Raw genomic sequence first — 12,057 nt, forward strand, 5'->3', positions numbered from 1 at the left:
AATTTGGTTCCATTTAAAACAGTCAGTACATATATACAGGCGATATTTGACGGCAGTATGAATGCGGATATACCTATAAAAAACCTTGTTGGCAATTGTTTATGTTCTTGCCAATGGGCATTTATCTACCGTTTTTTATTAAAAAAATAAGAGGAACAAGCATATTTATCATCTCAATGATTGTCGTGCTGTTCTTTATTGAAGTGATACAAATAGTAACAAGAAGAGGAAGTTTTGACATAGATGATTTTATACTTAATATACTTGGCGCTTTGATAGGTTTTGGAATTTGGAAAACGAAATTTGTTCAGAAATTGCTTAGGTAGCGTTTAATTATTCTTGGCATTTCTTGAACAAGTGCCCTTAAATCTTGGAAAATGGTCTTCAATTATCGGGCATTTTAACGGAATAAAAAGCTTCCAAATCTGCATTATCGGGCCATTTTGTGGTATGAAACAAGGGAGGGGATTTTAAATGACATCGTGGATTACCTGGCTTGTTGTAGGGCTTATGGTAGCTGTATTACTTTATGCAATTTTTAGTGTGTTTTTTAAAAAACCAATAGGCTTATATATTGCAGCAGCATTCCATATTGTTTTAGGAATATTGTCGCTTCCATCAATCGGATTGTATGTATCAGGATTAGCCATTCTTGAATTAATTGCTGGAATTGTAATGACTATAAAAAGATCGGCGTCGAGTAATTGAAGCGGTTTTTAATTCCTTAATCGGGCGCAAATCTGGAATAAGACCTGACGCCGGTACCATATATGGCTAGTTAACTGTATAACAATTCTTGTTACAAATTGCAGAAATTATGCTGCAATCAATTACTAAGGGGGATCAGCGTGGAAGACCAATTTTTTGTTGGCTGGGGAACTCTGCCCCTTATTAACGCTGGATTGGCACAAGGGAAAAACAGATCGGGTCTTAATTGGTTTTTCATTTCTTTATTCCTTGGACCGATAGCAACACTTATATTAGTAACCTTAGAAAAGATGCCAGAAGAAGAAAAAGCCAATTAAGATTGGGGATTTCTGCAATCGGAACTTCCACGGAATAATTCTTTGCGCATATTATTATTGCTTCATCGGGACATTTAACGGAATTAGGTGAGTTTAATAGAAATGGCGTATTGTGAATAGAAAATCAAAATCGCTATAAAGGGGAAAGTGAATTGAAAACAAGGCTCGGTATTTTAATATTAATCACCATATTCGCTTTTGTATTAAGTGCTTGCGATAGCGACAGTAGTAATACCAAAACCGATACGAATACTATTTCCAGTACTGATTTATCAAAGATGGAAAAAGCGATTCTTTCAACAACTTCAGATGAATCATTTGTATTTAATTTCAATATAGACAACAAATATAATGAAATGTCTGTACATGTAGAGAAATACAAAAAAGGAGAACTAGTCGATGATAAATTAACCCAAATATCATTAGAGGTTAGTGATGGTGAGGGAACGATTATTATTACATCTCAAAAAGACAATGCTGAGGTGAATCACTCTGCATTTAATATTGGTATCAGCAGTGGCGGAAGTACAGGATCGACAAGTGTATTGGATAATGATGTAGAGAAAAAGGGTACTATGGGAACATTTCAAGAAAATGAAATATCTATAGAAAACGGAGAAGCAGTATTGTCGGGGATTGCTATATCTAATAACGAAAATAATTCAATGTCTTTTCGGTCAAATTTTTACGAGGATTCTAGTGAAATGAAAAAATATGATGTTGTTTATTTGTTTAAAGCTAAACCCAAAAGATGAATTTTTATATGATATTTCTTCATCAATCAGGCGCAAATCCGGAATAAGGTTTGGCGACGGGTTCGATACATAAGGGTCATATTGTGGAATAAAGAAAGGCCGTGATTTCTCCGATGAGGTGTATTCTTTTCAATGAAAACCGAACTCAATAACTTAAAGAGAGAAGGGGAGATTTATGGAAGTAATTACATCGATTAGTGGAATGCGTGAGGAATAACTGCCGGACGTATAAATTTTATGTACCCATACTAGTTCAAATTTCGGTAAAAATTCGATGCCCAAAGTTTCTATAATATGACATAGATGAATTAAAAAACTGAGAATATGATGATGATAAACGAAAGTATCGAAATAGTAAGAGTGATTGCACAAGTTCATTACGTATCAATAAATAATTATTATTCCTGATAAGGGAAGAAGTAAACTAAAAAATAACTCAGTTCTAATTGAACTGAGTTATTTTTTATCAACAAAAAGCACCGCATTTTGCGCAATTTAACCTGGATTCCCGCCATAACATAACGATAAATCAGGTGAAAATCCGATAATGTTGGGCTTCATGCCCATTTTTTATTGTTTTTATACTCGTTATGTGTTACAATATACATAACGAGGAGGCGGAAAAATGGCTATCGTCTATCAAACAGATAAGCGTTCAGGGATTACCTATGCGTATGAGTCCATTTCATACTGGGACAAAGACAAGCGCCAATCCCGATCCAAAAGGACCTTATCGACGGTGGACAGTTAAACCCGGAAAATGTCCCGACAGACGGCAGAGAGGACGGGAAAATAAAGAGGCGCATACCGTGGCAAAGAGAGTCCTGTCCATCTGTGCAAACGTCACGTTATTTTTTACGGCGCTACTTATCTCTGGATCAAATCGGTGCCAAATACCGGGGTTACAGAAGACCTAAAAAGCGTGTTTTCCGACAAGTATCGCCAGAATTCTATCCACGCATACTATCTGGTCCTGGAGGACCAGCGCTCCGCTCTACCGTTTTGAAATGGAGTCATTTACATAAACATCCCTTACGGTCAAAAACATCACGTCTCAGCGAACAGCGACCCTGTTCGCGTCCCATCACCGAAGACGCGAAATATAAGTCTTCCAGCTGCAGGGAAACGGCGGACGGAAAGGAATTTGGCCTATGATATCACCACATATCCAGCCAGTCCGAACTTTGAGAACAGTCCAATACGGCTGGAATAAAGAAAACGATCCACTGCCTCAGCTAAACCTGGCGTTGTGTTCGGCGAAACATCCAACCTGCCGTTTTTTATTATCGCAAAACTGGCCGGTAATATCCCGGATTCCAAGACCGTCAGAAAACTGCTTGCCGATTTTGGATATGCTTGGCTTCTCCAAGGTGAAGCTGGTCATGGACAGAGGCTTCTACAGTCAGGAAAATATCAACGCTTTGTGAAAAAACCATCTGAAGTTCCTGGTCTCCGTAAATGTCTCTTACTTTCGTCCGGAAAGAACTGGATGCCATCTATGACGGCTTTTCGATCGTTTGAACACTACAGTGAGAAATACGAGTTAATATGCCGCACGGTCCGGACAACGTGCATTATACGCAGCAACGTCCTTAATAAGGAGACGCCCTGACACAGTCCAGGGCGTATGTACATCACTTTTATTACAATATTGACCGGGCCGCGAGGATGAAAGCATTTGACCGCAAGTTAATCAAACCCTGCGTCGTGATTGGAAATCAGGGAAAGGCTCCCGGAACATGAAAAGCAGTATCCGATCAAACGTATTTTGAGACAAAAACCACCCCGAAACGCGGGACAAAAGTCACCGTCAAAGAAGAGGCTGTCAACAAAGCCAAGCGATATTTTGGATATTTTGCGCTGATGACCAATGAAACGATGGGCGCCATCGCTGCATTGGAGCTTTACCGCAATAAGGACGTTGTTGAAAAAGCGTTCGGGAATCTGAAGGAACGGCTGAACATGCGCCGCACACTGGTATCATCCGAACAGAGTCTTGATGGGAAACTTTTTTGTGGAGTTTGTGGGCTCTCATTTTATCTTTCTTATATCAAAAAACAAATGCAAGATACGATTTTATTAAAAATATACGTTTACAGAGCGTGCTGGATCAACTGGGATGTTATAGAATACTTTGAAGCGCCAGGGAAAGAACCGCGTATTGGCGAACTTCTTAGCAAGCAAAAAGAGATTTATGGAAAATTAGGTGTTACCCCGCCTACCTCGTTATGAGTAGGCGGGAATCCAGGATTTAATATACATTTTTACCTATAATTTGGTATGCAAATTAGAGTTTTGCGATAGGCAACGGAACCCGTTACTCTTATGGATAGCCTTTTTATTTTAACTATTATCCTGTATAATGGTTTGCTTTATTGAAATGATTTGGCCCCTAAATAGCGATTTTGCCAATAGTCTATGTTCATGTTAGTCATTTCAACGCCAGTGTCTTCAGTACCCGCGTGGATCATTTGGTTGTTTCCTATATAAATGCCGCTATGTGAGGCTCCCCCGGTATTATATGTGTCTTCAAAGAATACGACGTCACCTGCACTGGGTGAATCGACATGGACGCCATCTGACGCCCAACATATCAGAATGTTCTCTGCTCAAATCGACACCAACCTGATCAAATACATAGTTAATGAACCCGCTGCTGTCAAATCCATCCGGTGTTGTGCCTCCAAATGCATAATCACTTCCGATTAAACTTTCTGCAATAGACACAACTTCGGAACCTGAAGCAGACGAAGTTGAATTTAACGTCATGGTATCAGTTTGTTTTTCAATTTTGGTTTCAGCCTCGGTTTGGTTTCCCGATGAAGACAGGGCTTTTTTTGTTTTAGGACCTGCTATTCCATCAACGGTCAATCCATGGTCGGACTGAAAACCTTCTACAGCGTCTTTCGTGATAGGTCCGAAGATGCCATCAAGATTATATGTATAATAACCTTGGGAAGCAAGTTCTGATTGTACTGACTTAACTGCTTCACCACGGTCTCCCTGGTTTAACAGTGTCGTTTCTGATGCCTCAATGGCAGAACCGGTATCTGAAGAATCGACGTTAGCCTTGGCTGATACATCCTCACTTAATGCAGGTGTGAATGCCAAAGATGTGACAAATGCGGTGGAAACGACGGACATCTTGATTGGTTGTTTAAATTTAGTCATTTCGAATTCCCCCAACTTAGAATTGTCAGTTTGAAGCATGATCTTTTGATGGTGTCTTCAGATAATCAACGCATCTTCAAACTGAAACCCATTGTATCAGTTCATTGATACAAAGAGGTTTCAACTATTTTAAGCTTCAATTATGTTTTATTACAGATTTTCCCGAACGAGAAAGCCCATCGCTTTTAAGCGTGGGATGAAAGTGAGGTCAGATACTTGAAGTGCCACATAAAATGAAGGGTTATGTGGCACTTCAAGTATCTGTAACAAATCGTTGCAGCAGTTATTTTAAAAATGAAAAAATCTTGCAGTTAATGCTTGATTTAATTATATGAATGGGACGACAGTCGAAAACCCGAAGTTTCTCCTGAAAGAAGAAAAGAAACTGCAGCGAGCGCAAAAGAAACTTTCCCGCATGAAAAAAGGCTCAAACAACTGGAAGAAACAACTTCAAAAAAGTGCAGCAGCTGCACATAAAAATTGCGAACCAGCGCCGTGATTTTCTCCATAAGTTAAGTTTTCGTCTTTCGAAGACTTATAAATTTATTTTTGTTGAGAATCTAATTATCCAAAATATGATGAAAAATCGGCATTTGGCAAAGGCGATTCATGACGTTGGCTGGGGCGCTTTTTGTAACAAGCTCGAATATAAATGTAAAAACAATGGCGGGAAACTTATTAGAGTTAAACCGCATTATACCAGTCAAGATTGTTCCAACTGCGGGGAACGTGTTAAAAAGGCTTTGTCCGTTCGTACACATGTATGCAAGTCATGCGGAACCATTCTTGACCGCGATCATAATGCTGCCATCAATATTGAAAAAGGTGGACTGGTTCTTTTGAATCTCAGTTCAATTGCATAAATCGATTGCTCCAACTACCATGAAAATTAACTTCTTAAATATCGTAAAAAAGGCAATACTTAATAAGACGCAGCTCAATCATTTTTTAAAATAAAGAGGAAAGCGCCAGTTTTTAGGGTTTATAGGTTTATCTGATGCTGTGGTGCAGCGGCGAATTTCCGCTGCATGTGTGACTGTAGGGCAAGGTCCTGTCCGAACAGTATAAACAAAGCCCTTGGAGATGATGTGAGCCTCGGTTCAATAGAACAAAGCGATCGTCTGTGAATAGGGAAGCTCCATCAAAATCCTTGATTTAGGTGGAGAGGTTCACTACCCTATTTTTAAACAATTCGAAAAAACAGTTGACAGAAGAGACGAATTATTTTAATATAAATACAATTAATTTCATATGATTACTTTCTTATCCAGAGAGGTGGAGGGACATGGCCCGTTGATACTTCGGCAACAGGTTCTATTCTGGGAATACTGTGCTAATTCCATCAAGCGTTTGCTTGGAAGATAAGAAAAGAAGATGATTTGAATCAAAACTCTTTTCTTATCGGAAAAGAGTTTTTTGTTTGTTGGACAATGTAATCCCTTATTTGTCAGCCATTTGAAGAAGCTGGCGTACCAAGTTGCTCAGCCTTTCTTATGCAGTAGTGTGTGGGATTAAAAACAATTGAATAATGTGAAGACTTCTTATCCAGAGAGAGTGAGGGACTGACCCGTTGAACTCTCGGCAACCAGTCTGATGCTGCATTTGCGTATCGGACCCGGTGCCAATTTCAGGGATTTGCAGAAATCCGAAGATGAGAAGGCTGTAGCAAAACGATTTTTATATTTTGTGAACCCTTCTCTTTTGGAGAAGGGTTTTTGACGTTTAAGGGGGGATGTGTGGAGAAGAATTAGCGTAAGAGCGTATCCGGATTTAATTTCAAAAAATGAAAGGAGAATTATTAATGGCATTGGAAACGTTTAAAGCTACAGCACAGTTAGGTGAAAAATTGCAGGTTGAGACGCGGTCAAGAGGACATAAGGTGATTGTTGATGAGCCAGAAGATCTGGGAGGGACCGACACGGGCGAAAATCCCGTCGAACTGCTTCTTTCAGCACTCGGGGCCTGCCAATCGATCGCAGCACGGACCTACGCGGATAAGTTTGGTGTCAACATTGAGGATTTGCGTATCGAGCTCGAGGGGGATATCGATTTGGATGGTTTCCTGAATAAAGCGGATGTACGTCCAGGCTTTTCCGATATAAGGTATAAACTGCATTTAAAAACCGATGCGCCGGAAGATAAAGTGAAGCAGTTTACTGAATTTGTCGAACAGCACTGCCCTGTGGGGGATACGATTGCGAATACCGTCAATCTTGTTTCTGCTGGTGTTGTTATTGAAAACAGTGAGGATACACCAGCGAGATAAAACAGAGACATATAAAAATTTAGTAAAAAAAATTAATAAGGGCCGACAACATAAGAGTTTTTGATGATAGGGAGGCAGGTACGATGAAGACTGTTTTATTGGATGGGGTTAGAACACCTTTTGGAAAGTGGAAAGGGGCACTTTCCAAGCTGTCCGCTGTCGACCTGGGAACAAGCGCAGTGGCAGCATTATTACATCGTTATCCTGAAGCCAGGGAAGCAGATGGGGCCATACTTGCTCAAGTCATCCAGGCTGGAACAGGACAAAATCCCGCAAGGCAAGTTGCCTATCATGCTGGAATAGACCCGGAAACGCCTGCAATTACACTGAACAACGTATGTTTGGGAGGACTTGCAACGATCGCAGATGCTTCGCGGCGAATTCAACTCAATGAGGGCAATTTATTTCTTGTTGGCGGATTTGACTCAATGACGAATGCCCCGCATACCGTGAATGTCCGAATGCAAAGCGGGATTGGGCATACACAGTTAAATGACACATTACAAAATGACGGACTGTGGTGTGCCTTAACGGATCAATCAATGGGAATGCTCACTGACCATTACAACCAAACTTATAACATATCCCGTCAGGAACAAGATGAATATGCAGTCCTATCCCAGCGACGGGCAGCTGATGCCCAAGCTAATGGTAAACTGGCAGATGAAATTGCTTCTATAACTGATTTACTGAAAGTAGACGAAGGAATTCGTGCGAATACAACGATTGAGAAGCTGAGCAATCTTTCTCCCGCTTTTTCTCAGGAGGGCACGATCACAGCGGGGAATGCCTCGCAAATGACTGACGGCGCAAGCATAGGCCTCGTAACGTCTGAAGAAAATGCGCAAAGCTTAAATCAAACACCACTTGCGGATATTATTGACTGGCAGGAAGTGGCAGGGCCTGATGCCAGTTTGCAAACGAAGCCGGCGAAAGCTATCAAAAATTTGCTGGAGAGACAACATTTATCCATTGACGATATTGATTTGTTTGAAATTAACGAAGCCTTTACCAGTGTAGTCATTGCCAGCTGCCGCGAATTAGGTGTTAACTGCGATCGTGTCAATGTCAATGGTGGAGCGATCGCTCTCGGTCACCCGCTTGGCGGCACCGGACTCCGGCTCGTATTAACGCTTGCGCATGAGCTGAAGCGACGTGGGGGCGGAAAAGGAATTGCCTCTTTATGCGGAGGTGGCGGCCAAGCATTCGCTCTCTTAATAGAAGTACCAAAAACGAAAGGAGAATCAGCATGACAACGGAACTGACGCAGCAACGTTCCACGGTTCTTTGGGAGCCAGCCCGGAAAGATATTGAACAGTCACATATCAACGCTTTTGCAGCATTTGCCAATCAGCCTCTTTTTCCTTATGAAAGGCTGCATCACTGGTCCATTGCTCATTTAGATGAGTTTTGGTCAAAAGTGTGGGATTATACCGGGATTATTGGATACAAAGGAGAGCGGATTTACATACCAGCGGACTTCATGCCTGATGTCCAATGGTTCCCTGAAGCAGAATTGAATTTCGCTGAGAATTTACTAAGGGGTAACGATGAGCGGATCGTTGCCTATGAAGCAGATGAGGCGGGAATTCAATGCTCGATTCAGTTAAAAGAATTGAAACAACTTGTCGCCAAAGCACAAACAGGATTGAAACAATTGGGTGTTGAAAAAGGTGACCGGGTTGCCGGAGTGACAATCAACAACATTCAAGGCCTCGCTGCGTTAGTCGCAACGGTTTCACTTGGTGCGGTATGGACGTCTTGTTCTCCTGACTTTGGTGCAAAAGGCATGATTGATCGTATCGGGCAGGCCCAGCCAAAAGTGCTGATTTCTGTACTTTCCTATCAATATAAGCAAAAGCCGTTTGATATTACAGACAAGATCAAAGAAACCAGCGACGCTATCAGTAGTTTAACTGCCGTCGTCACACTGAACGGAGGGCTTGAATCGGATAAACTTGATATGCTTACGTGGGATTCATTATGTGATAATCAGGCGGAAGTACCTGAGTATACCAGGGTGCCATTCGAACATCCGCTGTATATTTTATATACTTCCGGGACGACCGGGCTGCCTAAGGCTATTGTCCATTCTGCCGGGGGGACTTTACTTCAGCATGTTAAGGAGCACCAGCTGCATTGTGACGTGCACAAAAATGATGTTCTTTTTTGGTATACCAATACCGCCTGGATGATGTATCCATGGCTTGTGACAGGACTGGCAAGTGAAACGGCAATTTTGTTGTATGATGGATCTCCTGTTCGGACTGATGATATCACACACCTTTGGCGAATTGCCGATCAAACAGGGGTCACCCATTTTGGGACAAGCCCAAAATACTTAGAAACACTAATGAAAAACAATGTCGAGCTGCAGAGGGATTATCAGCTCGAGACGCTCAGGAGTATTTTGTCCTGCGGTGCGCCTTTAAGCGCTGAGCAATATGATTGGGTATATCAGACGATTAAACAGGACATTGTGCTTGCATCCATTTCCGGGGGCACTGAAATTATTGGCTGTTTCGTAATGGGCACACCGGCTCACCCTGTCCGCAAAGGCGAAATTACGTGCAAGGCGTTAGGAATGGCCGTCGATGTTCTTGACGAAAGGGGAGCGTCGGTTTATGCCGAAAAAGGTGATCTTGTTTGTACCCAGCCAGCTCCAAGCATGCCGATTACCTTTTATGGAAAAGACGGAGATGAACGTTATCGAAAAACTTACTTTTCAAAATGGCCGGGGATTTGGACGCATGGTGATTTTGTGGAGCAGACAGTTGATGAAACATTTATTATTTATGGACGGTCAGATACGACGTTAAATCCTGGCGGCGTCCGGATCGGTACAGCGGAAATTTATAAAGTTGTCGAGCGGCATGCACAAGTCAAGGATTCTATAGTCTTTGGGCTGCCTGTTGATAATGATGAAGAAATTGTTCTTTGTCTTGTGGCTGGTCAACAAGACGAGCAGTTAATCAAAGAGATTCGCCGGCAAATTCGGACGAATGCATCTCCCCGACACGTTCCGAAACGGATTTACTTTGTAGACGAAATCCCATATACGATTAACGGAAAAAAGGTAGAAGGTGCAGCAAAAACTGAAGCGCTGGGAAATGAAGTGAAAAATAAAGCATCTTTAAGCAATCCAAACAGTTTAGCGGCTTTTACGAGATTGGTAGAAAGGAAGTATTACTAATGTCGCGCAATCCTCACGGAGCAATTATTGGTATCGGCGAGCTGAAACCGGAACGCTATTCGCAAGGGAAAACAACACTGAGTTTAATCGCGGATTCAGTAAGAAAGGCGATTAAGGATGCTGGTATTTCCAAAGATGTGGTTGACGGATTGCTTGTCGGTCCACAGGTTGGCGAGACACCCCAGCACGTTCCTGCAACCGTATCGGAATATTTAGGCATCAACCCGACAATGTCGAATATGGTAGATCTTGGTGGAGCGACGGGGCCTGGAATGATTTGGCGGGCAGCTGCTGCTATTAAAATGGGCATGTGCGAAACCGTCGTTTGTGTATTAGCGAACAAAAATGAAAAAGGCGAAACACTCCGTTCACCAAACCGCAATCCAATTCGGGAATTCGATGTACCATTTGGTGCTTTAGGTGCAAATACTTCTTATGCATTATTGAAGCGGCTGCACATGGAAAAGCACGGGTCGACACAAGAGCAATTCGCAAAAATTGCTTATTGGTCAAGAAAAAATGCCCAGCTCAATCCAAATGCAATTTTTCACGGCAAGCCATTGGAACTGAATGACATTCTTTCATCGCCAATGATAGCTGATCCGCTTCATCTATTAGAAATCGTGATGCCGGTCGCCGGTGGGGCGGCAATAATCGTTACCTCCAAAGATCGTGCGGAACAAGGGAAGCACAAACCCGTTTATTTGAAAGGTGCAGGCGAAAAAATCACCCATCGTGCAGTAAGCCAGGCACCGGACATTGATGATTTGCCATTTCAATATTCAATTCCGTCTGCACTTCAGCAAGCGGAAATTGATATTCATGACATTGATTTGTTGTCTCTATATGACTGTTATACCAGCGTTGTCGCCACACAATTAGAAAGCATCGGTCTCTGTGGGACCGGTGAATTTGGCTGTTTTATCGAAAATCATAGTTTTGGCCATGACGGGGACTATCCGCTAAACACGCATGGCGGTCAGCTCGGTTTTGGCCAGGCTGATTTAGCCGGGGGCATGTCACATGTGGTTGAAGCCGTCCACCAATTGCGAGGTGATGCAGAGCAACGACAAATTCCAAACGCCCGGCATGCACTTGTTACGGGTAATGGGGCAACTTTAAGCGAAACCACAGCACTTGTGTTGGGAGGCGTATCATGAACATTTCGTTACCGAAACCTGTCAAGACATCAATAAGTAAGCCGTTTTGGGACAGTATCGCTAAGGGCAGATTTTCACTCCAGTTCTGCGGTGACTGCAGCCATGCTATTTTCTACCCGAGGGCGCATTGTCCCCACTGCTTTAGTGATCAATTGACCTGGAAAGAGGCATCTGGACAGGGTAGATTAAAAACATGGAGTATCATTTATCGGACAGGTCATCCTGCCTGGCAGGAGAAAACCCCGTATGTCGTCGGTGTGGTGGAATTGGAAGAAGGCCCTTCAATGCTGACACATTTGTTGATAGAACCAAGTGAGATTACCTATCAAATGAACGTTTCGGTCTCCTTTACGACAATTGAAGGCGAAGTACTGCCCTTTTTCAAGGCAAAAGGAGTGGAGATGCAATGATCCTGACTTATTTTTTGTTGGTCATTTTATGCTGGATAATCGGCATTGTTTTATGGAAAAAAATTTATGTCGGTAGA

15 protein-coding genes and 2 riboswitches are annotated in these 12,057 nt (G+C 42.3%); of the genes, 13 read left to right on the forward strand and 2 right to left on the reverse strand.

Features of this window, described 5'->3' with window-relative positions; translation table 11 throughout:
* Nucleotides 1-113 precede the first annotated feature (113 nt).
* From Len3610_RS22050 to Len3610_RS20330, 6 genes are all read left to right on the forward strand, one after another.
* A complete protein-coding gene (locus tag Len3610_RS22050) occupies nt 114-326 on the forward strand; it encodes a VanZ family protein (RefSeq protein WP_369693613.1) in 213 nt (70 codons plus the stop codon).
* Nucleotides 327-474: 148 nt separating this feature from the next.
* A complete protein-coding gene (locus tag Len3610_RS19475) occupies nt 475-708 on the forward strand; it encodes a hypothetical protein (RefSeq protein ID WP_176449371.1) in 234 nt (77 codons plus the stop codon).
* Between the two features lie 140 nt (nt 709-848).
* Nucleotides 849-1,025, forward strand: a complete 177-nt coding sequence (locus Len3610_RS19480; RefSeq protein WP_176449372.1) for a hypothetical protein — start codon at nt 849-851, stop codon at nt 1,023-1,025.
* A 152-nt stretch (nt 1,026-1,177) separates the two neighbouring features.
* Complete coding sequence (locus Len3610_RS19485; protein WP_176449373.1) at nt 1,178-1,780, forward strand: hypothetical protein; 603 nt, start codon at nt 1,178-1,180, stop codon at nt 1,778-1,780.
* Nucleotides 1,781-2,405: 625 nt separating this feature from the next.
* Nucleotides 2,406-2,531, forward strand: coding sequence for a hypothetical protein (locus tag Len3610_RS21380; RefSeq protein ID WP_255259704.1), 126 nt, complete (start codon nt 2,406-2,408; stop codon nt 2,529-2,531).
* Between the two features lie 1,112 nt (nt 2,532-3,643).
* Entirely contained in the window at nt 3,644-4,012 is a 369-nt protein-coding gene (locus Len3610_RS20330; RefSeq protein WP_217994041.1) for a hypothetical protein, read from the forward strand.
* Nucleotides 4,013-4,152: 140 nt separating this feature from the next.
* Here the strand turns inward: Len3610_RS20330 and Len3610_RS20335 are convergent, their stop codons facing one another.
* The gene (locus tag Len3610_RS20335) at nt 4,153-4,380 is read right to left on the reverse strand and encodes a C40 family peptidase (protein WP_217994072.1); all 228 of its coding nucleotides are present in this window, start codon (nt 4,378-4,380) and stop codon (nt 4,153-4,155) included.
* Nucleotides 4,325-4,951 carry a C40 family peptidase gene (locus tag Len3610_RS21495; protein ID WP_217994042.1) on the reverse strand — a complete coding sequence of 209 codons (627 nt, stop codon included), beginning with the start codon at nt 4,949-4,951 and terminating at the stop codon, nt 4,325-4,327. The genes Len3610_RS20335 and Len3610_RS21495 overlap by 56 nt, the downstream gene beginning before the upstream one ends.
* A gap of 331 nt (nt 4,952-5,282) precedes the next feature.
* On the opposite strand from Len3610_RS21495, the gene Len3610_RS21395 reads away from it, so the two are divergent.
* The 7 genes from Len3610_RS21395 to Len3610_RS19525 all read left to right on the forward strand — a co-directional run bounded on the left by Len3610_RS21395 (nt 5,283) and on the right by Len3610_RS19525 (nt 11,980).
* Nucleotides 5,283-5,450, forward strand: a complete 168-nt coding sequence (locus tag Len3610_RS21395) for a transposase (RefSeq protein WP_255259705.1) — start codon at nt 5,283-5,285, stop codon at nt 5,448-5,450.
* On the forward strand, nt 5,410-5,814 hold the full coding sequence (locus tag Len3610_RS19500) for an RNA-guided endonuclease InsQ/TnpB family protein (RefSeq protein ID WP_255259706.1): 405 nt from the start codon (nt 5,410-5,412) through the stop codon (nt 5,812-5,814). Before Len3610_RS21395 ends, Len3610_RS19500 begins: the two co-directional genes overlap by 41 nt.
* A gap of 397 nt (nt 5,815-6,211) precedes the next feature.
* A riboswitch (SAM riboswitch) is annotated at nt 6,212-6,319 on the forward strand.
* 170 nt (nt 6,320-6,489) lie between these two features.
* Nucleotides 6,490-6,609: riboswitch (SAM riboswitch) on the forward strand.
* A 143-nt stretch (nt 6,610-6,752) separates the two neighbouring features.
* Nucleotides 6,753-7,217, forward strand: a complete 465-nt coding sequence (locus tag Len3610_RS19505) for an OsmC family protein (RefSeq protein WP_176449374.1) — start codon at nt 6,753-6,755, stop codon at nt 7,215-7,217.
* An 83-nt stretch (nt 7,218-7,300) separates the two neighbouring features.
* Nucleotides 7,301-8,470, forward strand: a complete 1,170-nt coding sequence (locus Len3610_RS19510) for a thiolase family protein (RefSeq protein WP_176449375.1) — start codon at nt 7,301-7,303, stop codon at nt 8,468-8,470.
* The gene (locus Len3610_RS19515; protein ID WP_176449376.1) at nt 8,467-10,410 is read left to right on the forward strand and encodes an acetoacetate--CoA ligase; all 1,944 of its coding nucleotides are present in this window, start codon (nt 8,467-8,469) and stop codon (nt 10,408-10,410) included. Before Len3610_RS19510 ends, Len3610_RS19515 begins: the two co-directional genes overlap by 4 nt.
* Nucleotides 10,410-11,570 carry a thiolase family protein gene (locus Len3610_RS19520; protein WP_176449377.1) on the forward strand — a complete coding sequence of 387 codons (1,161 nt, stop codon included), beginning with the start codon at nt 10,410-10,412 and terminating at the stop codon, nt 11,568-11,570. The genes Len3610_RS19515 and Len3610_RS19520 overlap by 1 nt, the downstream gene beginning before the upstream one ends.
* Complete coding sequence (locus tag Len3610_RS19525; protein ID WP_176449378.1) at nt 11,567-11,980, forward strand: Zn-ribbon domain-containing OB-fold protein; 414 nt, start codon at nt 11,567-11,569, stop codon at nt 11,978-11,980. The genes Len3610_RS19520 and Len3610_RS19525 overlap by 4 nt, the downstream gene beginning before the upstream one ends.
* The last annotated feature ends 77 nt before the right edge of the window (nt 11,981-12,057 follow it).

The sequence above is a fragment of the Lentibacillus sp. CBA3610 genome, assembly GCF_013373365.1.
GTDB lineage: Bacteria > Bacillota > Bacilli > Bacillales > Amphibacillaceae > Lentibacillus.